Consider the following 24,063-nt stretch of genomic DNA (forward strand, 5'->3'; position numbering starts at 1 on the left):
TCTTAGCTTATAACTAGTAACTAGTAACTGCTCATCTGTCCTCGCTCCCACTAACCACTCACCACACAATACGCAATACGCAATACGCAATACGCAATACGCAATACTCGCTTCTTACTTCACTAACCTGTAACCTCTCTATTCTCAATCCACTATGTTACTACTCTGTTAAAAGGTGTTGTAGTTATCACAGAAAATTAGTTCGCTGAAGGATGCCCCCTGACCCAAAACGCACTTAAAAATTCCACCACTCTCCCAAACCGAGAAAAAGGGAAGCAAGTCCGCCTTCAATGATATCGATTTGATAAACAAAGTGAGAATTGAATCTTTTGAGCAGCAACTTCAAAAGGTACAATAAAGCGCATGTTGTAGATATCACAGAAAATTAGTTTCGCAGAAGGATGCCCCTGCCCCAAACGCACTTAAAAATTCCACCACTCTCCCAAACCGAGAAAAAGGGGAGCAAGTCGCCTTCAATGACATCGATTTGATAAACAAAGTGAGAATTGAAAAACCCATTTCCCTAACATGGGAAATGGGTAACTATGTTTACTGCTGCTTGGCCTCAAGCAGCCAGATTTTGCTTTCAAAGTCGCCATGTAGACCAGCGACAGGCAGACCGGCGTATAACAAATGATCGCCGGGGAACAGCCCTTCCGACCCTTCGATATGATAATCGAAGGCAGGGTTGAGTCCTTTGAGCCGCAAAGTCTTCAGCGGCGCATACGGTTCAGCAAGCACACGGACGAAGACGACCATGGCTTGTGTCTTGTCCTCGGAGACAATCATCCACGCGGTGTCGTTCCCCTCGAACGGGCTCTGCAGGCGATACATATCCCCAAATTGGACAAGAGGCCGGATTTGTTTGTAGTCGGCAACTTGTCGTTTGACAAGTTCTTTCTCTTCATCGGTGAACTTCGTTAGATCAAGCTCATATCCGAAGTTACCAGACATAGCCACATGGCCACGGGTTTCCAAGGACGTCATGCGATGAACTTGATGATTCGGCACGGCAGATACATGCGCGCCCATGGAGCTAACCGGGTACACGATGCTAGTTCCGTATTGGATTTTTAAACGGCACACGGCATCGGTATTATCGCTCGTCCACGTTTGCGGCATGTAATGCAACATACCAGGATCGAAACGACCGCCGCCGCCTGAGCAGCTCTCAAACAAGATATGTGGATATTCGGTAGTGATAGCTTCCATTACGCGATAAAGACCTAGCATATAACGATGAGCTGTTTCACGTTGGCGTTCTGGCGGTAATGCCGCTGAGCCAATTTCAGTCATATTGCGATTCATATCCCATTTGACATACGTAATCGGCGCACTGCTAAGTATGTTGCGCAGCATGGACGTCACGCCTTCACATACTTCTTCACGTGAAAAATCAAGGATGAGCTGCCCACGACCTTCGGTCCGTCGACGATCCGGTACATGTAAACACCAATCAGGATGTTTGCGGTATAACTCACTCTCTGGCGATACCATTTCAGGCTCAAACCATAATCCAAATTCAAGCCCAAGCTTGTTAACTCGCTCTACCAAATCTTCAAGACCGCCTGGGAGCTTGGCCTTATCAACAACCCAGTCTCCGAGTGAAGTCGTGTCATCATTTCTTTTGCCAAACCAACCATCATCAAGTACGAAGAGTTCAATTCCAAGTTCTTTCCCTGCACGAGCGATGCTCTCAATTTTATCCGCGTTAAAATCGAAATATGTCGCCTCCCAGTTGTTAACCAGGACGGGGCGTACTTGATCACGGAACTCACCGCGGCAAAGTCGTGTACGATACAGGCGATGATAGGATCTCGACATCTCACCAATCCCCTGAGCAGAATAGACCATTACAGCCTCAGGTGTTTGGAAGTATTGTCCTGGTTCTAGCAGCCAGCTGAAATCGAAAGGATTGATTCCCATGGATACACGTGCCGTAGCAAACGGGTCCACTTCCGCGTAAGCCGCAAAGTTACCGCTATAGACGAGATTAAAGCCATACACATCGCCATAGTCTTCATTGGCATCCTTGGCAAGCAAAGCGACAAACGGGTTATGCGAATGACTGCTTGACCCACGTCTGCTTTCGACGGTCAATTTGCCTGGAGCTAAAGCTCTCTTTTCGATGTGACGCTCACGTGCCCAACTACCTGAAAGCTGCAGTAGATCCCAATCAGCATGAGAATAATCTACGCTCATACTTAAAGCACGCAGCAACCTGAGATCAGCTGTGCCCTCGTTTACGAAACGGACGGAACGTGTAATTGCCGCATGATTGGCAAAAATCGTATACGACAGAATTGCGCGTAAGCCCGCTACTTTGTCAACAAGCTCAATTTCTAGCGTTTCCGCTTCATGTTCATCTTCTACATAGGTTGAAGGCAATCCGTCTAACACTGGCTTTCCTTTCACGATGCGATGCTTGTCGTAAATAAGCTCAGTAATCGTCGAGCCATTAGGCAGCGCCACTTGATAAGCAGGCTCGCGGAAATCGCTTGTCCCATACGCTGGATACTCCTGTGGTAGGGTATCAAAGGAGATTTTTCTATTCTCTTTTACGGGATTCGGACTGAAAGAAGCACGTTCCTTATATTGAATCACGTTACCAAGTTGACCCGTTCGAATAGGGCGTCCCCAATAAACATGGGCTGGATAGGCATTGTTAATCAGTTGAATTACATAGCTCATATACGAATTGTTTAAATGAAATATCCCTTGTGCTGCTTCAAATGAAATGGTCATTAATAATCCCTCCTATCGTCTATTATCATATCCAACGAGAAACAAAACTATGGAGAAACTACACCTACATATGGAGGAATGTCGTTTTACTGCAAAAATAGAACCTTGACTCTACGCAGTCAAGGTCCATTTTCGCACATCTAGCTTAGCCGTATTTATACGTCATGCCATGTCCGCCCTTCGGGTACACCCAGTCTATATTGTACGAAGGACACGCAATGCGGCACGTTCCGCACTCAATGCAATTTTCAAAGGCAACCGTGGTAATTTTAAGTTTCTTTTCCCATTCATAGACATCGGAAGGACAGAAATAATTACAATCCTTGGTGACACAATTTAAGCAAGTTTGTTTATCTTTGATCACGAGATGGGATTTATCATCACATTTGTAACGAATGGTAAACAGTTTATCTGAGATATCACTTTGGCTCATCCGTTCATCGCCCTCCATCCCTTGTAGCCCAGCTTCATCAAGTTCACTGTGCCGCCTGCGGCATTTTTGATAAGCTTCATGGCCATTTTTTGTTTCTCAGCTTTCGTTATTCCGTCCACAAGGAACATGTTGTACGCTGCTTCATTTACGGCTCGAGGCAGCCTATCAAATAAGAGCTCAGGATCCTGTTCTTTCAAGAATTGATGCATGCCTTTGTACTTTTGCAAATCCTTGTGAACAAAGGACTCTCTGATCTTATTATCGTAAAGATGCATGGTTGGAGCTGTAAAATCTCCACGTGCCTTCGCTTCGATAATCGCTTCTCCAGCTAGCCGCCCCGAGGTCATCGCGAGATTCGTCCCCTCCCGGTGGACAAAGTTAATCAGCTGCGCAGCATCACCACACACGCACCAGCCATCTCCCGACAAGGTTGGTATCGAGTGAAAACCACCCTCAGGAATCAGATGACCGGAATATTCTTTGGTCTCTCCGCCTTGAATCAGCTTACGAATCATCGGATGCTGTTTGACAGCATCGAGTACGGCGTAGGGCTTTACCTTTTTATCACGCAAATGATTCACCATCACACCGACCCCTAATGAGATCGTTTCTTTATTCGTATACAAGAAGCCCATTCCCGCCATGCCGAGCGAGGTTTCACCCATAAATTCAATGGTGACACCTTCATCACCCTCAAGCCCAAAACGGTCCTCAATTTTTTCGCGGGGAAGTGCTATGACTTCTTTAACCGCTAAAGACACCTCATCCGGCATCCATTCCTTATGAATACCCATCGCTTTGCCGAGCAAGGAGTTAACCCCATCAGCAATGACGACAACGTCCGCATATAGATCTCCATCGTCACGGTCTGTTCGCACACCAACGACTTTATTGCCTTCACGAATGACATCCAGTGCCACTGTTTCGTAAATTGGAATTGCGCCCGCCGCTACCGCTTTTTCAGCGAACCATTGATCGAATTTAACTCGCAAGCCAGTGAAGCAGTTATACGGCTCCTTGTAGGCTTCATTACGATGACCGAAGGTAACCATGGACTCTTTGCCCATCATCCAGATCCGCTGTTCAACAATGTAGCGTTCCATGGGGAAATTTTTTTCTGTCCAAAACTCAGGTACTAGCTCCTCAATCTGTTTGCGGTAAAGGACGCCTCCGAAAATGTTTTTGGCGCCAGGAAACTCGCCCCTCTCGAGCAATACAACCGATAAACCCGCTCGTGCCATGGTTAAGGCCGCAGCAGCTCCGGCAGGACCTCCACCAACGACGATAGCGTCGAATTTTTCGTTCATTTCGCTTCACTCCTCTCCCGTGCTTCGCTTGCCCCCGTCTGCGTATGGGTGGTGGATGACGGGTGAATGCCGAAAAGTGTGCGACGTTTCTTGAATTCCTCCGTTATAGCTGGGACGATTTTGAATAGATCCCCTACAAGGCCATAATGGGCAAATTGGAAAATTGGCGCCTTCTCATCCTTGTTGATCGCGACAACCACGTCGGCATGGCTCATCCCGACCGTGTGTTGCACAGCGCCAGAGATGCCGATGGCGAAGTAGAGCTTCGGCCGCACCGTGGCGCCCGTCTGCCCCACCTGATGCTCATGGCTGATCCAGCCAGCATCAACCGCAGCGCGGGACGCGCCAACGACACCGCCGAGCGCATCCGCAAGCTCGGCGAGCAGCTTGAAAGCATCGGGCCCGCCTAATCCGCGGCCTCCCGCTACGATAATCTCGCAGTCCTCGAGATTCAGCTTGCCTGTTTCGCGCAGAAAGTCGAGCACTTGCGCGTCAATCTCTTCCTCGCGCATCGTGGCCTCGATACGCACGATCTCGCCTTGGCGCGCTGCGTCCTTCGGCAGCGCTTGAAACACACCGGCTCGCGCTGTGGCCATTTGCGGTCGGTACTGCTTGCAGAGGATGGTGGCCATCATCTTCTCAGAGAAAGCCGGACGGCTGGCTAGCAGCAGCCGTGACGGGGGCGGCTCCACGTCGAGCTGCGTCGTGTCGGCCGTCAGCCCCGTCGGCAGGTGCGTAGCGATCGCACCTGCGAGGTCACGGCCCGTCGCAGTCGCGCCGAACAGCACGATCTCGGGCTTCGCATCCTCGATCAGCTTCAAGCAGACCCGGCTGTATGGCCGGGTCCTGTAATCGCGAAGCTCCGCGGCTTCGCACAGGTAAACCCGATCCGCGCCGTAGGCCACGGCTTCATCGGCGAGATGGGCAACATTCTCGCCGATGACGAGCGCCATGAGCGGCGCTTCCAGCTTGGCTGCCAGCTTCTTGCCTTCGCCTAGCAGCTGCCAGGATACCTTTTTCGCGATGCCCTCGCGCTGCTCAACTACGATCAACACCCCACGATATGCCGACCAGTCCGGCATCGTCGGATCTATCTGTTCTGTTTCTTTTGCCATCGTGTTATCCTCCGTTCCTATCGATCAAGTCCACTCCAACAAGGCCTGCATGTCCTTCGTTAATAGCTGATCGGCTAGCTGAGCTGCCCCCGTCTCTGGGCTATCAAAAGTGATCATATTGGTTTTGACAGCTTTAATTTCTGGTACCCACGTTTTGGCAACAATCGTTGGCGAGCCCTTAAGTCCAATCTTTGCCCGCTCCAGATCTGGAAAATCTGCCGTTGTCCAAACGGTAGGCTTATATCTAGCCGCTCGAATCATCCCAGGCAGCGAAGCGCGTCTTACTTTATTTAGTTCCTTCAACGCAGTAATCAGGACAGGCATGCTTGTCTCAACCACTTCGATGCCATCCTCCAATAGTCGGTGTACGCGTACTTTACGATTGGCTTCATCTACTTGGACAACTTTGTTCACATAGGTTAGCTGTTCCAAATCTAATCGACAGGCTACGCCTGGACCGACTTGTCCCGTATCGCCATCTAAGGTTTGCTTGCCGCAAAAAACGATATCCACGGGTCCCCAAGTTTCCGCAATTTTGCGAATGGTTCGTGCAACGACATAGGAAGTAGCTAGCGTGTCCGCCCCGGCAAAACCACGGTCAGTTACCAGTACTGCATCATCAGCGCCTAGTGATATGCATTCCTTAAGCCCTTTCTCAGCAGGTGGCGGGCCCATGGTCACTACTGTGATGCGCGCACCTTGCTCATCTTTAATACGCAACGCCTCTTCCAAGCCATGCATATCATAGAAATTCACAATGCTGGGAACACCTTGACGAATGAGCGTATTATTTTTGGGATCAATGCGAATTTCTCTAGAATCCGGAACTTGTTTAATACAAACGACAATATGCAGCATCTCTGCACCCTCCTATTTCTACGGGGAACTGGCTTGCATTTTTTGACAATCGCCTTGTCACAGCCTGTCATCATTGTGAAATTTGTCACGTAAATGTCGATGAGTAATCGCTTTCAGTGCATCACATGACATGATGAACAAGCATAAAGATAAGAATCTAACACAGTATATGCGTCAGCGCGAGGAACTTGACTAAACCAAGAAAAAATAAAGAGCTCAGCACATTTCCGCGCAAAAAAAAAAAAGACTGTAAAGGCAGGCTAAAGTACCCGTCCGACAGTCTTCCCTTTTTCATTCACTTCTCAACTATTGTTACTAATCGCCTGATTAATTCGCTCCCTCACCTCGAGCATCCATGCCGTGCTGCGGGGATAAACAGAAAACGTGATCGGCTCAGTCAAGCCTTCTTCTATGAGGGCAATCGTGCGCTCTTTGCCAATCAACGTTTCCAATAATTGCAACGCCCTCAAATCCTGCAGCGCTTCAAAGAATACTTCCATCCGAATCGACTCAATAGGTCCTGATTCACCAGGATAAACAAGGAAGCTATCGCCCGAAGGAAACGCATGTAAAGCATCCGTTACTTGAAAGGGATTCAACGGTTTAATAGCATATTGCGAATAATAGAAATTGTATCCCCAGTGCAGAAATCCTTGAATACCGAACTTATACAGCAGCAGACCGATGATTCGGTTACGTGCGGAAGGCATGTTAAAGAAACGATTGGACACTTCTTTGTATTGTACACAGCAATAATACGTCCATAAATCAGGGACTCCCGCTTCTAAGAAGGGCTCAATATGATCATTCGAGGGAATCGGTTTCTGAACAATTCCTCGCTTATAAAAAGAAATCTCCGTCAAAGCATCGATGATCGGATATTCGGGAGGCAGAAGCTTCCGAACAAGATCACTTGCTTTCTTGTATGTTTCCAAATGCGCTTCCGCAGGCTCATCTGACACATGAAAGTAACTGCAGCCAGCGATGCCAAGATTTTGGATAACACGATCTAGATCAGGAATGAGCTGCTCTAAAAAATTCGCATAGGCTTCCCCAGTGGCATCCGTTTCCCAACCGAAAATACGCTGTTCTTCCCCGTTCAGGGTTGCCACAATTTTCGGCGTATGCTTAGCTCCCCATTGCGTGAATAAGTGTGAGAACTCGAAATATTCAACCCCTTTGCTCTGGCAAAGGGCAACCCAACGCTCAAGATTGGCGTACTCAAAAGCATATGTGGTCTTACTATCGATACTCCCCTCCACAACTTTCACACCAATCAGCTGCACGGTCGGTCGTTCCCCACCTACTGCGGTATCCAATGGCGGTGTAAAGATCGGAGTCAGTAACATGTTAATGCCATGCTTGACAGCAGTTTCAATGAACTGGCCGATGAGCTGCCAATGCTCCTCACTAAATACAGGGACCTTGTAGTGTGTCGCAAGGCAATCTACGTGAAACCACTCTGTATGAATCAGCTTTTGCTTCGGCAAAGTCGCTTCAAGTATAGTAAGCTCCAACACTTCCTCACCAAGTTGTTCCCCTTCTGGAGACAGAAAACTTACATTCACTTTATAGGTTCCAGCTCGTGTAGTTGCATCCACATCAACATGAATCCAAACCGCTCTCCACTGACCAGGCAGTGACGTCACAGACTTTGCTTCAAGCGGGTACAAAGGGTCCGGGTACAAACCAGGTGTTGTCCGCATCACATGGGAATCATGGTCAGCGTAACAAGGCATTTCAGATGGCACGAGACCTACAGTGCGTGTTGTAAAAGGGACCCCTAGTGTCGAATTAACTTCAACACGAATGTTTTTCAATAAGTGATCTGAGGTGTATGCAACTTGGAAAGCGAAGGTTTCTCCTTTCAGTACCGATGCTTGTTTAAGAGCCCCTTCGCTCGGAGCTTCATCTGCAAAAACTTTGGATAACGAACTCAAGCTTATGGTTTGGAAGGTTACCTTATTGTCCATTGATTACATGCCTCCAATATTCGTTATGATTCCTTTCCTTAATCCCATTTCAAAGATTGGAAAGTCCCTGTTTGTGCAGACTCCTGTGCTTTCATACACATGAGAGCACTCATCAAACCGTCATCCAGCGTTGAGATGGAGTTCGCTTTCTTTTTCATAACTTCTGTAAAATTACGTGCCAGTTTCGCATCACCACCAAAATGGTTGCTGCCAGCGGCAAGGTCATACGTTTCCACTCGAGCTGTATGGTGCATATGCACTTTGACTTGACCTGTATAGAAATCGAAGTCTACAGTCCCCTTATACCCCATGAATCTCGCGCCACGCGCAGCAGCACCTTTACGAATAAAAAAGTTTTGCGAGTACGACATATGCATACCGCTTTCATATCGGAACAGTGCACTACCTGAATCTTCATTGCCTGTGTCTTCCGCATAACAGCAATATTGCCAGGTCGGATCCAGCTCTTCCGCTGTTCCAACCGTGCTCTCCAAGCAGGTGCGATTGTCTTCACAATCTACACATTTGAGCCCAGGCGATTTGTTTCCTTTGAAAATTTGCTTGGAAGTCATCGCACACACAGATATCGGCGTCTGCCCTAGAACGGCTTGGATATAGTCGAAATCATGGGTTGCTTTTTGTAGAAAGAGCCCCCCGGTTTCTTCCTCATTCCGATACCAGCTTTGGAAATAGACACGCCCATAAGGCACGTTATTAATCGCTTGAACATGTTCAACCGTACCGATCTTACCTGATTGCACGATTTCTTTAACTAGCTCCACAAGAGATGTCACTCGTAATGGAAAAGATACTACGACAGGTGACGTGGATGCCTCATATCCTTGTTTTAAACGAAGGAGATCCTCGTAGTTAGTTGACACAGGCTTTTCGAGATAGAGCGGAAGATTATGCTGCAGTACCTTCAGCCCCATCGTTGTATGCAAATTACAGCGCGTTCCAATCATGACACCATCAAGCTGCTCATCTGCCAACATTTGCTCTGGCGTATCATAATAATGAATGTGATGCCAACCTTTCTCATCCAGTAGAGCTTTAACCGCATCTTTCCGTATGTCTACAATTGCCGCAATTTGACAGTCCGCATCTGCCTTCATTACCTCTTTAATTACACTACTAATTCTAAGGCCATACCCAATTACACCTATCCTCATGTTAGCTCCCCCTCGAACTTAACGCTATCCTGATTATAAAAGATGTTACTTCCCTTTTCTTTGTCTTGAAAGCCGATTTTTTTGTTTTTTCGACTGTGCTATGATAGATACATAGGCTTTGCAACGACCAATCAGGAGTGACTCCCATGACGATAAGTGAAACGAACACGACCGAATATCATCGGACGCATTTGAAGATGAGTATCGTTATCCAAAAAGTCATTACCATGCACTACTTTGAGTATGGGAAGGATTTTGTGTTCGATGGCGAGAAGCATGATTTCTGGGAATTTCTCTATGTCGATCGCGGAGAAGTCGAGGTACATGCGGATGATGATCGCTATTTACTTAAACAGGGCTCTATCATCTTTCATAAGCCCAATGAATTTCATAGTTTTTACGCAACCAAAGGAAAAGCTCCTAATTTAATTGTCATGACATTCGATTGCCATTCGAAAGCGATGCAGTTTTTTGAGCGTAAGGTGCTGCATCTTGAAGATGAAGAGCGTAATTTACTCGCCCAAATCGTTCGTGAAGGACAACAAGCCTTCGAGTTCCCCTTCGGTCATCCTCTTGTGAGGAGGTTAGATGCACCTGTTGGCTGTGAGCAGATGATGCAAAGCTATTTGGAAATTCTGTTGTTACGTTTGCTACGCAAATCAGCATCACCGGAAGCGGAAACGTCTCTCTCCACAGTCGCTAAAGAAAAGTCGATTCACGATTTAACCAGTAAAGTCATGAGCTACATGGAAGACCATATTGATGCTCATCTTACCTTAAATGAAATCAGCCAAGTGTTCTGTGTCGGCAAAACACAGCTCAAAGACCTTTTTAAAAAACATACGAACTATACGCTCATGGAGTATTTTGCTAAATTGAAAATCGATCAAGCCAAAATTATGATTCGCGAGGAAACCTATAACTTCACCGAGATCTCCAGACAACTTGGCTTCAGTTCTGTGCATTATTTTTCCAAAGCTTTTAAGAAAGCAACCCTAATGAGTCCTTCTGAATACGCAAGAACAGTGAAATCCCGCATGTAAGCACTTATCTTCTTTATCGCAAAAAAATCCCGAAAAGCTGCATGTAGCAGTTTCTCGGGATTTCTCGTTAACTCACCTTTTATTACTCGTCTTCGTCTTCTTCTTCAACCTCGTACGTGCACAGAAACCGCTCTACACCCGGATATTTCTCACCTAGACTACGAATCACGAATCCAACGTTGCGATAAAATTGCACAGCCTCTTCATCGGTTTCCACCGTTATCCGAACTGGCTGCATATCATCAATAATTTCAAGCAACATCCCGCGTCCAAAGCCTTCTCCTCTGCTCTCAGGTTCAACAGCGAGATGACGAAGTGTCATTTCTTGCTTCTCATTCAACTCGAAGCCGATAATGCCGACAGGTAAACCCTCCGACTCATAGGCAAATAACCATGTGTTTTCATTATTTTCATATTGACTGAGGGCTTCTTGCAGACTTTCAGGATCTGGAAACACACTATAGCCAAGTAATTGTTGAATATCTCCCTCATGCAGACGGGACTTCACATTTAACAGCACGTACACTCACTTCTTTCTATATTCGTATATCTACCCATAATCTACTAACTTGGGCATGCTGTCAACTTGTGCCTATGAGACGATTCTCACCATTACAATTATGTCGTCAACTGTTGTTCTTTATGACTCGAACGTATCGCAAGAGGAACTGCAAATGCCACTAACGTAGCGATCAAACCATATACAAACATGCCATGAATCCCCGTATAGAACACATCCGCTTTCGTCACAATCGACCCCATCACGGTGACACTGACTGCTGTACCGATATTTCGCGCGAACAGCTGTAGTGAGGTTGAAATCCCCTTTTGATGTGCTTCCACTAACTGTTGAGCACCAATAGTTGATACCGTAAACAGCAGTCCAAACGAAAGTCCTAACATCGTAAGAGCGCTGAATATGTAACCAAATGAGGTCCCTTCCTCAATTAAGAAAAGCATTACCGCGGTTACGACAAGCAATGCATTCCCCGCTAGCAGCAACGGCTTGTAGCCGAAGCGTATCACCCATTTCCCGCTAGGGACGGCAACTGCCATCCACCCGATGGATGTACCCAGTAATGCAATCCCGCTGATGAACAGAGAGTGCCCTTGATTCTGCAGAAATAAGGGAATAAAACTCGACGTTCCGAAAAGCGCTGCACAGCTTAGAAAAGAGCCGCCTATCATCAAGGCCACGGGCCGATTTCGCATTAGCGTCAGTGGAACAAGTGGGGCAGCATGCCCTTTTTCATACAGGAAGAAGACAACTAGCAGCAATACACCAACGCCTCCATACACAAAGGTATAGGAATCGACCACCGTTATTAGTAATAATGACGAAATCCCCGCCGCAAACAAGAGTGCGCCCCAATAGTCGATGACGGCTTTCTTCGGTTGATATACTTCTTTGTATGGCAACAAAGCTAATAAGGCAATTAGACAAATCGGGACGTTTACGAAGAAAATCCAGCGCCAGTTCAAATACGTTACAAAAAAAGTACCTAATGTAGGTGCTAAAATTGCGGATAACCCCCACATGCCCGTGAAAAAAGCTTGCACCTTGCCACGTTGCTCCACTGGATAAATATCGCCGGCAATAATGGATGGGAACGGCATCATCACCCCTGCACCAATCCCTTGAATCGCTCTAAAAATAATGAGCTGCACCATGCTGTCTGATAAACCGCAGAGAACTGAGCCCCCAAGAAATAAGAGAATACCCGCCGCATAGATGCGCTTGCGCCCAAATAAATCCGACAATCGTCCTGCCAAAGGAGCAAGTACGGTAGAGAGCACCATGTAGGAAGTAAACGCCCAAGCATACAGGCTGTTTCCACCAATGTCATTCACAATGATCGGCATGGTTGTATTAGCAATTGTCGTATCCATAGACGCGACTAACATGGCCAGTACGATACTGACCATTACAGTAGTTCGATTACGCATGATTTTTCCTCCCAAAGCTGACTTTGACACGTCTATCCATTGTACCTGATTCCAGATTTGAAGAATAGCATGATATTTACTTGGATTAGGGGACGAGCTTGGAAAATTTATCTTTACAAATCATAGACACGGGACTAAAATTAATCCAATGTGTTTAGTGGGTAATGAAAAGAGGACATGACAACATGACTTTGAGTATTATTCTAATGGGTGTAATTGTAGGGTTTCTGGTCGGAATGACAGGTGTTGGCGGCGCTTCCTTGCTGACTCCCATCTTAATTTTAATTGGCATTCACCCTTCCATTGCTGTAGGTACAGACCTTCTTTATAACTCAATCACGAAGTTGTTCGGAACGATCCAACATTGGCGGCAGAAAACAATTGACTTTAAACTAGTCAAAATGCTTGCCCTAGGCAGTCTTCCTGGGGTTATACTCGCGGTCGTGTTCCTGAAGGTGTTCGATTCTTTCTTCGACAATCAAGAAGTCATTATCAAGCATGCACTTGGTTATGTATTAATTCTAGTCGCCTTCGCAACGTTGTTTAAGGTGTTCTTCGGACACCGTATGAAAGAAAATCGTTGGCAGCTAAAATCGCTCGAAGAGAAACGCTGGCTCACGATTATCATTGGTGCGGTTCTTGGCTTTATTGTTGGTCTTACGTCAATTGGCTCTGGATCCTTATATGCCATTGCTATGCTTTACTTTTTCCGAATGATGCCTGCACAGCTCGTAGGGACAGATATCGCGCATGCCTTCCTACTCGCCTCAACAGCAGGAATTCTACATGCTAGCCTAGGAAATGTGAATTATACGCTCGTCATTAATCTACTCATTGGCTCAATCCCTGGCGTACTTCTCGGAAGTATGCTTGCAACGAAAGCACCTACTAATGTACTGCGTACGATTATTGCCAGCTTAGTATTAATTAGTGGATTAAAATTAATCTAACTTTGGAAAGCAGAGCCTAGAGCTCTGCTTTTTATTTTACCTCGCGTTTCCCGGGAAATAATGCGAGTACGCCGTCAAAAGATTAGCCTATTTTTTGCTAAAAATAGCCTCATGCCTACATCGTGATCCTTGACTCTCTCATACCCTGTGAAGAACAACATGTGATCATAAAGGAGCGCTACTGCACATGCAGCGACTAATGTGTAAAGGGAAGATACATCGTGCGACTGTGACGGAAGCCGATTTGGATTATGTAGGCAGCATTACTATTGATGGATTACTGATGCGCAAAGCGAATATTTATCCGTATGAAATGGTGCAAGTCACCAGTCTCCGTAATGCAACACGATGGAAAACCTATGCGATTCCTGCACCAGAAGGTTGTGGCAAGATCGGTTTAAATGGTCCCCCCGCCCACCTCTTCTCTCCGGGAGACCTCGTAATCATACTCAGCATGGGGCTCATGAACGAAGAAGAAATTCGCTCACTCAAGCCACAGGTTGTCTTCGTTGATGAACATAATCAACTTCTTCAAGTAGAGGAACATGATCTAGTTATACAAAGGCAAGAAGAGAAAGCGTATGAGTAAGAGTCATCTTTCCACAAGTAAATGGACGAAATATAAGCTGCTGCGCAAGTCCAAAAAACTTCAAGCTGCGCTGCCAGAAACGGATTGGTTAAGTGTGAGCAGTTTCTGGCGTATGCTGCCCAAATACGGGCAACTCATCTTAAAACCGACTGGCAGCTATGGCGGAAGTGGTGTCCTTCAGGTCAAACCCTCAGGTAACTCTGCTTATGAGGTCCAGGATGGCGCAAAACACCGAACATATCATGATCCTGAGGATCTGAATGCTTTTATTAAGAAAAAAGCAAATAAAAACTACATCGTGCAACAACGTATCCATCTAGCAACTAAGAATGGGCGTCCTTTTGATCTGAGAGTGATGGTTCAAAGGCATAGCAAATCACCCTGGCAAGTAACAGGCATGTTGGCGAAAGTGGCGGGTAAAGGCTATATTATCACCAATATTCGCAGAAGCGGGGGCCGTGTTGTTACGGTAGAGAGTGCGCTCCGCGGCTCTGAGCTTAAGGACATGCCGACATCCGAGCTGCTTGCGGAGCTGCACAGTGTTGCCCTGCGATCAGCCGAGCAGTTAGGTCCATCCTATCGCTGGGTCAAAACAATGGGCATTGATATGGCCTTTGATAAACAAGGGCATGTATGGATTATTGAAGTAAACTTTGCCCCGATGCTTGAATTATTTCTAAGGCTGCCTACAAAAACTGCCTTTCACAAAATTAAATCATTTCATGTTCGCAGGAAACAGCCATGACGGTTCCTGCTAGAGACGCTGAGGAGGCCCACAAATGAAACAATGGGAGCTGCAATGCTCACGATGTTCTGCAAGGCTGCCCTTCCGCTATCAAGACATGAAATGCGCATGCGGCGGCACGTTATTGGTTGACTATGATCTCGAACACGTTGCAAAGACTTTTACGAAAGCCTCTCTACAACTCCGTTATCCCTCCATGTGGCGATATCAGGAGCTGCTTCCCATACAGGATCAGGCCAGTATCATCTCCTTAGGTGAAGGCTGGACGCCACTATTGCGTATGCCAACTTGGGAGAGCAAGCTATCACTTAAACGTCTGTGGATTAAACGAGAGGAACAAAATCCAACAGGCAGCTTCAAATCGCGCGGATTTTCAGTAGCCGTGTCTTTATTGAAAGAAGCTGGGGCAACGAAAGCCGCTGTTCCCTCCAACGGGAATGCTGCAGGGGCTTTAGCGGCGTATGCAGGAAGAGCTGGTATTCAAGCTTTTGTGTTCATCCCCATGGACTGTCCTTCCCTCATTGTGGATGAGTGCCCTTTGTACGGGGCAACGACAGTGTTGGTCGATGGCTTTATTCATGATGCCGCTGCAATCATTGAGTCGGGCCGCAAGGAGCAAGGTTGGGTGAATGTCGGGACTTTGAAAGAACCTGGCCGAGTTGAGGGTAAGAAAACAATGGGGCTAGAGCTTGCCGAGCAGCTGGGATGGACATTCCCCGATGTGATTATCTATCCCACAGGCGGCGGTTCGGGCATTATTGGGATGTGGAAGTCCTTCTTAGAATTGAAGAAACTCGGCTTTATCGAAGGCGATATGCCTAGATTCGTCTGTGTGCAAGAGGCAGGTTGCCAACCCATTGTCGATGGTCTAGGGCAACCGTTGGCCGTGACGCCGGAGCAGCTCAAAATCATCCCCAACCCGACAGGGATGCGCGTACCAAATCCCCCGGATTTGGAGTTGCTTCTGTCGATTGTGAAGCAAAGTGGCGGAACCGCTATCGCGGTATCCAAAGAGCAAATTGCCCAAGCCACGCAAAGCTTAGGGGCAGAGGGCATTTCCTCTTCCCCCGAGGGCGCAGCGACTTGGGCAGCGATGCTACTCCTTAGTGACACAGGGTGGCTTCGCTCCACCGATTCTGTGGTATTATTCAACACTTCCCATGCGATGAAATATGCGAAGTTGGGTGCCAGTGCAGCGATTCCGATCATAAAGACGTATGAGGAATTTATGGTATATCGGGATATTTGAAGAGATAACTGCAACGGTGATTGATGCGTGGCTGAGAATGCAATTACCGACGTCTCAGCTGCGCGCGTTTCGTCGTTCAGACTAATTTATTTAGCTGAGACGGCTTCTTTCGACCTCTCAGAGTGTATTTGGTGCTGAGGCGCTACTGAGACTGCAATTATTAACCTCTCAGCTACGCGTTTCGGCGTTTAGACTAGTTTGACTTGCTGAGACGGCTTCTTTCGACGGCTCAGAGTGTATTTGGTGCTGAGGCGCGGCTGAGACTGCTATTATTAACCTCTCAGCTACGCGTTTCGGCGTTTAAACTAGTTTCACTCTTGAGACCGCTACTCTCGACGTCTCACAGCCTACTTGGTCTACTAAAAAAATCGAGCCACCCATTTTGGGTGGCTCGCATAGTAACTAAGAATTTACTTGACCTAGATTATTTTCCTCATACAATCGGTACATCGCTTGAATCAGGGGTTCTGCAGGGTCACGATTCAGTAAATATAACGTCATTAAATATTGCAAAGGTAATGCGCATGTATTATTGCCATCCTCTACAGCTACGAAGCCAGCCTCAAGTACGGGGCCATGCTCCTCATGCAGCTCTAGATCTACATAAATCTTCTGTTCAGGGAACTCCTCACGTACGGCTGCAGCGCAATAAGGAACAATATGCTTGTCCAGTAATTCTTTGGCTTCATCTTCGGTTTGCGGTGGATTCGGAAGCAGATGACTCTCGTCACTTCTCAATAAATCTACGAAGAATGAGGACAACCATAATCCTGCATTAGGATTCGTTTGGAAATTACGCATAATTTCATTCAAGAAAAATCCGCATGCTGTGGACTTCTCGTCTTTTTTGAGGGTAAAAGCAAACATCGGACCGTAAGTCGGGTTATTCCCAATTTGCCCATCGACTTCATATTCAGGGAATTGTTCTTTCACAATCTCTTGGATATGTTGAAACCATGTAATAATGACTTGGGCCTGATCACGTTCCGGATCATGTTCGTTCTCTTCGGTTGCTTGTGTTTCGATATCTTTGTCTGTCATTGTCGTTATAGCCTCCTGAATCATTCTTAATGGCACGAATAATCTTATTGTAACGCATTTACGCCAGATCAGAAAGTATATGTTGTAATTTACATGATGAATTGCGAATTTAAGAAGCAACAAGCTTCATCATAAGGATGCCAACCATCGCAATCGCTAAGCCGGACTGTTCGAGCTTTGAGAATTTGTCCTTCAAAATAAATCGCGTGTACAACAAGACGATCAGCACATTCAGGGCAACTACGGCAGAAACCAGACCCGTAATGCCATTTGCAAAACCATGAATAATAAGAATCATTCCCATGACATTCGTAATGCCAACCGCCATACCAAATAGGAACGTTTTTTGTTCTGTCCACGAACTTCTTGCTGAAGATTGTTCATCACCTTGCTTCTTATCCCGCCACCACCAGATGCCAAAGCAAATCGTGCCTGTCGTAAACATAAAGAACAAGGTCGGAAATAACGACGCGTGTACAAGTGTTGTCCATTTACTGGACAAGTCATTGGCCGCAAATAAAAGGAGAGCGATCACGCCCCATCCCGCGCCTTGTAAGTTTTTCAACGTAATATCATTGGAATACCTGACGAATAAAATACCGATCACAATAACAACAAAAGCAAACAGCTGAAGCAAGTTCAGCCGTTCACCCCATAGCACATATGCAAATAGTACGACCACCACCGATGGTAAACCTGTCAAAATCGCAACTAACGAAGCTTTGCCCACTGCGAAGCCTTTGAACATGCTGGCGTTAGCTCCGAAGGAGAACAAACCCATTTGAATCCCAATCAGTGCGGTGGTCTCCCACTGTGCCTGCCATATTAGTGCACACACGAAACTTACAACGGCCCCCATAGCAAACGTGCCGCAAAGCAAAACATTGCGATTCAGCGATTGCTGACTTGACCAATGATATAAAATGCCTCGCAGCCCAAAGCATAGTGCCGCGAGGACGGAAAATAACAGCCACATGATGTTCGTTACCTCATTCTTTCTATAAATGCTGACTTATTTCTCTGTTAAACGTACGAGTATCGCATCACCATTCGCAGATACCTTCACTTCCGCAAATTTGGCTTTTTGTTCATACTCTCTACCCGTACCCTCTGGAATGAAGAAATTCTCAATACCGTATACGATTCCTTCATAACCCTCTCTTTCACCATTCAACCGAATTTCCTCAGGAGAGAGTGATTCACCTGGTTTATACTCTCTGCGGAACTCATATACTTCCGAGTTTCCGCTTGGCGCAAGAACAACGGCTACTTTTCCTTTCCCCGTCCGTTCTTCCAGGTTATTTTGATACATAGGCGGCAATGAAATGGTGTAACGAAGTCGTACATAGTCACCTTGAATCAATGAGCGAGGATCCAGTGGTTCCAACTGCAACTTGATCAGCTTTCCATGACTAAGCAGATATTCGCTTTTGCCAATTTGCAAAGACATAGCCCCCACTTGCAATAAGACTAGTAAAGCGATGAGCCAACGATTTGCTCCATATACAGGAAGCGCATGCGATGCCTCGTCTTCTTCGGGCTTTTGTCTCTTTTCAAGCCACACCGTGATCCCTAGGATTAGAAGTCCGATAATCGCGAAGCTAATGGATTTATGGAGCAGCTTCCAAGCCAAATCGTAATATTTGTACACGAGGAAAGCAATCCAGAAGCCCATGGACCAAGCGTATACCCATTGAACTTGAAGCTGTCTACTTATCACAATCGCTGCGAGAACCAACAAAAAGAACAGCACATTCGTGAAGTAGTACCAGCCCGACTCGGTCAGGAAAGTTAATGCAAACAGTGCTAACAAGAAAGCTGGAAAACTGCTATACAGGACTGGTTCCCGGTACTCAACTTGACGTATGAGTTGCCCGCTGGCAAAAAGCAAGAAGAGCAATCCAGACAATATACTTAGCACAGTAACCCCACTGTTGATCCAGTCAAACAAGACAAAAGCTACAATGATAATGGATGCCACGAAGAACAGAATCCGTGTAACCAATCCTTTAAGATAGGCAAATGCAACCAATGTTAAAGCTAGAAAAATGAGCAGCATCGAGGATTGCTCGGTCACAATGGCCGCACCAGCACCGAGCATAAGTCCACTCAGCAGAATGGTAAAACGGGCCAGCACATTGAGTTTTTTCGCAGCTAGCATACCAATTACAGCCACGAACCCATATCCAATCAGTATATTGGCTGGATCGTCAAACCCAAGAACAACCGTTACGAGTCCAATCAACGTAAAGCAACCTAGCAACGAGCCGATGATAATGACGGAAACCGTCAGCACGCGAACGACCCACTTACTGAAATCTCCATCACCTTTGGCAGCCGAATCGACTTCCACTTCTATTTCCTTAGAAGCAGGCTTCCAGGCGCGCACATAGTTCATAAACATCACATTCGCACCGATAAACACAATGACGAAAAGCAAGCTCACTATGAAGAAAAGTTCATTGTGGTACTCAATAATCAGTTCAATGTACTTCGTGGTGATCGCGGCTGAAATCCACAAACCAGCGAACAGCAGATACACTTTATTCTGTGTCCGATGCGCATACATGACAGCTGCAGCCAGTACCGCAATGAGCGGCAGGTTCATCCAAATGCCATAATGCTCGAACGTGTGGGACACGGACATGATAATGAATATACATAATGTCGCTTGAAAGGTCACCCATTTGAGAAATGGTGCATGTAATCGGCCCTTCTCAAACAAGATGAACAAGAACCCGTTCATAATCGCTAGCCCTAACCAGATAAGGAGTGTAGCTCCCTCGGCTTCGAAATAACTGCCCCATTTGGGAAAGAAGAACAAACCATAAGCAAGGTGGCCAAGGATATAGCTCAACACATAGTAAGGCTGCCACCTTGTTAAGATCGCGTACAGCAGCGCTGGCACAAACCACACGAGAAACAAACTATAGCTGTCTGCATGCGAATTGTAGGTCTGACCGATCAACCCAACCCCAACACCGAAGGAAATACAACTGGCAAATAGACTTAATTTACTTAAAAACTCTCTTCCGACATGGCGTGAAAGCCACACAGATAATCCATAGAACCCCACAATGAGTACAAATATCGGAATAAACTTCTCGAATCGGTTTAACATCGCCCAGTTCGAAGCAAAGAAGTAACCGATCGCAGTTAAAAGAGCACTAGCTCCCAATATATATCCCAGTTGGATCATGACTTTATTGGTTTTCATGCTGTTCATCTCCTCTCTTCCATGCTTCTAATTGTACAGGAGATCACTGATTTGAGAAGTACTATCTATTCCTAGTACCTGATCATTAGCCTATGGATGAAATGCGGCCTTCCGTTTCGTTCCCCTTACTTTGCGTTCCTTGTGAATGCTGAACCAATTGCTCATAAAAGCCTTGAAAAGCAAGTAGCTCGGTATGTGTACCTTCTTCAACAATTTCCCCATGACTCATCACAATAATACGGTCAGCGTGCATAATTGTAGAGATCCGGTGAGCAATGACAATCGTCGTTCTTCCTTCAGCAACAATATGCAATGCGGTTTGAATGAGCTGCTCGGTTTGTGAATCCAGATTAGCTGTAGCCTCATCTAAGATAAGAACTTTAGGCTGGAATACGATGATACGGGCAAAAGAAATCAATTGCCGTTCCCCTGCCGACAAACCGCTGCCTCGCTCTGAAATCCGTGTTTCATACCCATCCTTCATCCGGGAAATGAGTGCGTCCGCACCGACTAACTTACAAGCTTCGATAACCGTCTCTGGTGAAATCGTAGAGTCAAACATTCTTACATTTTCCAAAATGCTCCCGGCATATAAATAAGGCTCTTGTTGTACCAAGCCAATCGTCCGATGGAGATCCTTCTGTGAAATGTCTCGAATATCCACACCATCAATCCGGATGCTGCCTCCTTGAACATCATAGAAGCGGCAAAGAAGGCTAATTAGAGAGCTTTTACCTGCACCTGTGGTACCAACAATACCAATCATCTCGCCTGGCGCGATATGCAACTGAAGATCTTCTATGACAGCTGTGTCTTTCTGATAACCGAAGTGTACATGATCAAAATGGATATCACCTTTCACATCGTCCAGCGGGACCAGCTCTGAAGCCTCTTTGTCTTTCACTTCAGGCTGTGCCGCGAAAATGTTCCATATCCGAGTCATGGACACTTGCGTAGATTGTAAGGTATTCCATTGCTGCGTAATATTATTGATCGGCTGAAAAAATTGCCTAATATACGTAATGAAAGCGTAGAGCACCCCAAATTCAACCGCTTTGTCGAAGACGGCAATACCGCCAATCCAGGTAATAAAAGCGATCGATAAATTTCCTAAGATGTCAAAGGAGCGGTTGAATAACACATTCGTTCGAACCTCTCTCAGGTTCGCGCGGAAATAGCTTGTATTCTTATCTGTGAAGCGACTCATCTGTTCTTTCTCTTGATGGAAGGCTTGAATCAGGTGCATGCCTGATAAATTCTCCGCCGTGAAAGCAACCATTTGAGACAATCTCGACCGTGAAAGTTGATAGGTTTTGCGCATGTATTCACGGAAGCCTACCGCGATAAGTAGGATGATGGGAATCACAATCATACTGTACAGTGTCAGTGTCGGATCCAAATGATACATAAGAACAACGATGAAAATTAATGTCATACTATCACGTACTAAGCTTAGAAGTACTTGCGTAAAGAACTGGTTCAAAGTTTCTGTATCGCTAGAAACGTGGGTAATGAGGCTGCCGCTTGGCGTTTTGTCATAATAAGACATGGATTGCTTGAAAATATGTTGAAAGAGATCCTTGCGGATTTTAGCTACAATGCTTTGACCTGCGAACTGAAGCAAATTATTTTGTATGTAGCTGAAGAACATACTTGAGATTGATAGCCCCCCGTACATCACACAAATCATAATCAGGGCACTGAAGTCATTTTTACCGATCATCAAATTATCATCAATCGCAATTTTGACCAAATACGGCTGAAATAAATCTGCCGCGATACCTAGGAGCGCACACACAATGACAATAGCAAATGTGAACTTATGCGGTTTGGCGTATTTGGCTAACGCGCGAAAGGATGCTTGCGTTTGCTTAGGCTCTAGTGGAGGTTTCGTCTGCTTGAACATCTTCGTTGCCCCCTTCCTGTATCGCATATAGCTCTGCATACAAGCCTTCTTGCATAAGCAATTGATCATGTGTGCCACGTTGCACAATTCTTCCTTCGTGCAGCACAATGATTTCATCAGTATGTTTCAGTGCCGAGATACGGTGTGCAATCCAGATCGTCGTTTTATTCGATCGCTCCTGCCTGATCGCATCAATAATATGCTTCTCTGTCACTGAATCTACCGCACTTACGCTGTCATCTAGAATCATCAAAGGTGAATCTTTAATAATCCCTCTTGCTAAGCTCGTTCGTTGGCGCTGACCACCTGATAAAGTGACCCCGCGTTCCCCGAGCTTCGTCTCAAATTTCTCTGGAAAAGACACAATGCTGGATAAAATCTGCGCCTTATTGGCAGCATGTTCCACTTGTTCGATCGAGGATTCCCTTTTGAAGAAGGCGATATTATCCCGAATCGATGTACTGAACAGAAATCCCTCTTGCGGTACGTAAGCGATTTGATTACGCAAGCTTTCAAGTGTCACATCACGGATATCACAATCGCCAATCCACACGGTCCCTTCCGGCGGATCATAGATCCGCAGCATGATTTTCATCAAGGTGGACTTCCCGCTGCCCGTTTTGCCAATAATACCAATCGATTTGCCTGGTTCAATCGTCAGTGAGATATCGTGCAGTACTTCATCCTCATCATCTGGATAAGAGAAGGACAAATGTTCAATGCGAATCTCTTCCTGCTCGAGATGGGTAGGCTGGGCAAGCTCCGTCTGTTTGATTTCCGATTCCATCGATAACAGTTCATTCACCCGCTCCAAGGATGCTCGTGAGCGCTGCAAGGCATTAATCACACGTCCGATTTGCTGTAAGGGATTGACCATCATCCGAATGTACAGTGTTAATTCAACGAAGTTCCCGATTGTAATCCTATCGTGAATGGTCAAATAGCCCCCGAAAGCAATCGCAACAATTAGCGATACCGCACCCAGAAACGGAATGATAGCTTCGAACAAAGAAGAAAGCCGCACTAATCGTAATTGATTGTCTCGAATGCGATCAACGGTTTCACTGAATCGGCCGATCATAATCGGTTCCACAGCAAATTTCTTAGCTACCCGAATACCGCCGAATTGCTCTTCTGCCGACTCCGTCATCGATCCTAATGCTTCTTGAACCGCTAAGGACCGTTCCTTAATAATGGGTTGAAATTTAACAGATAAGATAGGAATGAGTACTAAAGGTATGATACAGATTAGGATGACATACAACGGAATGGAACTAAATAGCATCGAAAATATAGCGGCAGTGATTAAAATAACAGAGTTTACAACTTGGTTGATGCCCATCGAGATCGATTCTCGAATAACCGTGACATCATTCATTACGTAACTCAACAGCTTGCCAACACCATTCTTCGAATAAAACGTAGCTCCCAAATGGGTGAAATGATCAAACAAGCGATTTCTCGTTTCGAATTCGAAGCGACGCCCATTCCGCATGATCATGTATTGCCCAATCGCACATAAAACACCAAAAGTAACCCCGATCACGAGCAATTCTAGACTGTACTTCGCAATTAAGCTTTTACTGAGCCCACCCTTTTGTAGCTGATCCGTAAACATCCCCAGTAATTTGGGGTAGAACGAGTAAACAATATTCCCTACCGTAATAGAGAGTGCGGCAATGACATACAACGGCCATTTCCTTAATAAGAAATCAACCAATAACCGTGTAGGTTTCAAACGACATCACTTCCCATATCTTTTTTGACTGTCTT

At 46.1% G+C, this 24,063-nt stretch carries 19 protein-coding genes; 5 read left to right on the forward strand and 14 right to left on the reverse strand.

Going from position 1 to position 24,063, the window contains the following annotated elements; translation table 11 throughout:
* Positions 1–549 precede the first annotated feature (549 nt).
* The 7 genes from AC58QT_RS08670 to AC58QT_RS08700 all read right to left on the reverse strand — a co-directional run bounded on the left by AC58QT_RS08670 (position 550) and on the right by AC58QT_RS08700 (position 9,603).
* Positions 550–2,745 (reverse strand): alpha-galactosidase, encoded by a 2,196-nt coding sequence (locus tag AC58QT_RS08670; RefSeq protein ID WP_497408549.1) that lies wholly within the window; start codon positions 2,743–2,745, stop codon positions 550–552.
* A gap of 145 nt (positions 2,746–2,890) precedes the next feature.
* Positions 2,891–3,178, reverse strand: a complete 288-nt coding sequence (locus AC58QT_RS08675) for a ferredoxin family protein (protein ID WP_028554142.1) — start codon at positions 3,176–3,178, stop codon at positions 2,891–2,893.
* A complete protein-coding gene (locus tag AC58QT_RS08680) occupies positions 3,175–4,485 on the reverse strand; it encodes an FAD-dependent oxidoreductase (RefSeq protein ID WP_310223183.1) in 1,311 nt (436 codons plus the stop codon). The genes AC58QT_RS08675 and AC58QT_RS08680 overlap by 4 nt, the downstream gene beginning before the upstream one ends.
* A complete protein-coding gene (locus AC58QT_RS08685; protein ID WP_497408550.1) occupies positions 4,482–5,600 on the reverse strand; it encodes an electron transfer flavoprotein subunit alpha/FixB family protein in 1,119 nt (372 codons plus the stop codon). The genes AC58QT_RS08680 and AC58QT_RS08685 overlap by 4 nt, the downstream gene beginning before the upstream one ends.
* Before the next feature lie 24 nt (positions 5,601–5,624).
* Positions 5,625–6,458, reverse strand: coding sequence for an electron transfer flavoprotein subunit beta/FixA family protein (locus tag AC58QT_RS08690; RefSeq protein ID WP_497408551.1), 834 nt, complete (start codon positions 6,456–6,458; stop codon positions 5,625–5,627).
* A 302-nt stretch (positions 6,459–6,760) separates the two neighbouring features.
* Positions 6,761–8,431, reverse strand: a complete 1,671-nt coding sequence (locus tag AC58QT_RS08695) for a DUF4091 domain-containing protein (RefSeq protein WP_497408552.1) — start codon at positions 8,429–8,431, stop codon at positions 6,761–6,763.
* 38 nt (positions 8,432–8,469) lie between these two features.
* The gene (locus AC58QT_RS08700; protein ID WP_497408553.1) at positions 8,470–9,603 is read right to left on the reverse strand and encodes a Gfo/Idh/MocA family protein; all 1,134 of its coding nucleotides are present in this window, start codon (positions 9,601–9,603) and stop codon (positions 8,470–8,472) included.
* A 146-nt stretch (positions 9,604–9,749) separates the two neighbouring features.
* Here AC58QT_RS08700 and AC58QT_RS08705 point away from each other — a divergent pair, with 146 nt between their 5' ends.
* Positions 9,750–10,646, forward strand: a complete 897-nt coding sequence (locus AC58QT_RS08705; RefSeq protein ID WP_497408554.1) for an AraC family transcriptional regulator — start codon at positions 9,750–9,752, stop codon at positions 10,644–10,646.
* 82 nt (positions 10,647–10,728) lie between these two features.
* Here AC58QT_RS08705 and AC58QT_RS08710 read toward each other — a convergent pair whose 3' ends face one another.
* Both AC58QT_RS08710 and AC58QT_RS08715 read right to left on the reverse strand, forming a co-directional pair.
* Positions 10,729–11,166, reverse strand: a complete 438-nt coding sequence (locus AC58QT_RS08710; protein WP_497408555.1) for a GNAT family N-acetyltransferase — start codon at positions 11,164–11,166, stop codon at positions 10,729–10,731.
* A 98-nt stretch (positions 11,167–11,264) separates the two neighbouring features.
* Positions 11,265–12,593, reverse strand: a complete 1,329-nt coding sequence (locus tag AC58QT_RS08715) for an MFS transporter (protein WP_497408556.1) — start codon at positions 12,591–12,593, stop codon at positions 11,265–11,267.
* A gap of 185 nt (positions 12,594–12,778) precedes the next feature.
* Between AC58QT_RS08715 and AC58QT_RS08720 the strand changes: the two genes are divergently transcribed.
* The 4 genes from AC58QT_RS08720 to AC58QT_RS08735 all read left to right on the forward strand — a co-directional run bounded on the left by AC58QT_RS08720 (position 12,779) and on the right by AC58QT_RS08735 (position 16,126).
* Positions 12,779–13,543, forward strand: coding sequence for a sulfite exporter TauE/SafE family protein (locus AC58QT_RS08720; protein ID WP_310223156.1), 765 nt, complete (start codon positions 12,779–12,781; stop codon positions 13,541–13,543).
* Between the two features lie 187 nt (positions 13,544–13,730).
* A complete protein-coding gene (panD, locus tag AC58QT_RS08725; protein ID WP_310223154.1) occupies positions 13,731–14,132 on the forward strand; it encodes an aspartate 1-decarboxylase in 402 nt (133 codons plus the stop codon).
* Positions 14,125–14,877 carry a YheC/YheD family protein gene (locus tag AC58QT_RS08730; protein ID WP_497408557.1) on the forward strand — a complete coding sequence of 251 codons (753 nt, stop codon included), beginning with the start codon at positions 14,125–14,127 and terminating at the stop codon, positions 14,875–14,877. Before panD ends, AC58QT_RS08730 begins: the two co-directional genes overlap by 8 nt.
* A gap of 34 nt (positions 14,878–14,911) precedes the next feature.
* Positions 14,912–16,126, forward strand: a complete 1,215-nt coding sequence (locus AC58QT_RS08735; protein WP_497408558.1) for a threonine synthase — start codon at positions 14,912–14,914, stop codon at positions 16,124–16,126.
* Positions 16,127–16,528: 402 nt separating this feature from the next.
* On the opposite strand, the gene AC58QT_RS08740 is transcribed toward AC58QT_RS08735, so the two are convergent.
* The 5 genes from AC58QT_RS08740 to AC58QT_RS08760 form a co-directional block, all read right to left on the reverse strand.
* On the reverse strand, positions 16,529–17,167 hold the full coding sequence (locus tag AC58QT_RS08740) for a hypothetical protein (RefSeq protein WP_497408559.1): 639 nt from the start codon (positions 17,165–17,167) through the stop codon (positions 16,529–16,531).
* A 109-nt stretch (positions 17,168–17,276) separates the two neighbouring features.
* On the reverse strand, positions 17,277–18,143 hold the full coding sequence (locus AC58QT_RS08745; RefSeq protein ID WP_497408560.1) for an EamA family transporter: 867 nt from the start codon (positions 18,141–18,143) through the stop codon (positions 17,277–17,279).
* Between the two features lie 36 nt (positions 18,144–18,179).
* A complete protein-coding gene (locus AC58QT_RS08750) occupies positions 18,180–20,384 on the reverse strand; it encodes a GDYXXLXY domain-containing protein (RefSeq protein WP_497408561.1) in 2,205 nt (734 codons plus the stop codon).
* An 85-nt stretch (positions 20,385–20,469) separates the two neighbouring features.
* Positions 20,470–22,290, reverse strand: coding sequence for an ABC transporter ATP-binding protein (locus AC58QT_RS08755; protein WP_497408562.1), 1,821 nt, complete (start codon positions 22,288–22,290; stop codon positions 20,470–20,472).
* A complete protein-coding gene (locus AC58QT_RS08760) occupies positions 22,256–24,028 on the reverse strand; it encodes an ABC transporter ATP-binding protein (protein WP_497408563.1) in 1,773 nt (590 codons plus the stop codon). Before AC58QT_RS08760 ends, AC58QT_RS08755 begins: the two co-directional genes overlap by 35 nt.
* Between the last annotated feature and the right edge of the window lie 35 nt (positions 24,029–24,063).

The organism is Paenibacillus sp. J31R109 (assembly GCF_059692055.1).

Excerpts from the sequence above, each read along its gene's own strand:
- AC58QT_RS08700 (WP_497408553.1), bottom strand. The coding sequence starts at position 9,603 with ATGAGGATAGGTGTAATTGGGTATGGCCTTAGAATTAGTAGTGTAATT.
- AC58QT_RS08695 (WP_497408552.1), bottom strand. The coding sequence starts at position 8,431 with ATGGACAATAAGGTAACCTTCCAAACCATAAGCTTGAGTTCGTTATCC.
- AC58QT_RS08670 (WP_497408549.1), bottom strand. The coding sequence starts at position 2,745 with ATGACCATTTCATTTGAAGCAGCACAAGGGATATTTCATTTAAACAAT.
- AC58QT_RS08675 (WP_028554142.1), bottom strand. The coding sequence starts at position 3,178 with ATGAGCCAAAGTGATATCTCAGATAAACTGTTTACCATTCGTTACAAA.
- AC58QT_RS08685 (WP_497408550.1), bottom strand. The coding sequence starts at position 5,600 with ATGGCAAAAGAAACAGAACAGATAGATCCGACGATGCCGGACTGGTCG.
- AC58QT_RS08690 (WP_497408551.1), bottom strand. The coding sequence starts at position 6,458 with ATGCTGCATATTGTCGTTTGTATTAAACAAGTTCCGGATTCTAGAGAA.
- AC58QT_RS08705 (WP_497408554.1), top strand. The coding sequence starts at position 9,750 with ATGACGATAAGTGAAACGAACACGACCGAATATCATCGGACGCATTTG.
- panD (WP_310223154.1), top strand. The coding sequence starts at position 13,731 with ATGCAGCGACTAATGTGTAAAGGGAAGATACATCGTGCGACTGTGACG.
- AC58QT_RS08720 (WP_310223156.1), top strand. The coding sequence starts at position 12,779 with ATGACTTTGAGTATTATTCTAATGGGTGTAATTGTAGGGTTTCTGGTC.
- AC58QT_RS08740 (WP_497408559.1), bottom strand. The coding sequence starts at position 17,167 with ATGACAGACAAAGATATCGAAACACAAGCAACCGAAGAGAACGAACAT.
- AC58QT_RS08680 (WP_310223183.1), bottom strand. The coding sequence starts at position 4,485 with ATGAACGAAAAATTCGACGCTATCGTCGTTGGTGGAGGTCCTGCCGGA.
- AC58QT_RS08755 (WP_497408562.1), bottom strand. The coding sequence starts at position 22,290 with ATGTTCAAGCAGACGAAACCTCCACTAGAGCCTAAGCAAACGCAAGCA.
- AC58QT_RS08735 (WP_497408558.1), top strand. The coding sequence starts at position 14,912 with ATGAAACAATGGGAGCTGCAATGCTCACGATGTTCTGCAAGGCTGCCC.
- AC58QT_RS08730 (WP_497408557.1), top strand. The coding sequence starts at position 14,125 with ATGAGTAAGAGTCATCTTTCCACAAGTAAATGGACGAAATATAAGCTG.
- AC58QT_RS08715 (WP_497408556.1), bottom strand. The coding sequence starts at position 12,593 with ATGCGTAATCGAACTACTGTAATGGTCAGTATCGTACTGGCCATGTTA.
- AC58QT_RS08750 (WP_497408561.1), bottom strand. The coding sequence starts at position 20,384 with ATGAAAACCAATAAAGTCATGATCCAACTGGGATATATATTGGGAGCT.
- AC58QT_RS08745 (WP_497408560.1), bottom strand. The coding sequence starts at position 18,143 with ATGTGGCTGTTATTTTCCGTCCTCGCGGCACTATGCTTTGGGCTGCGA.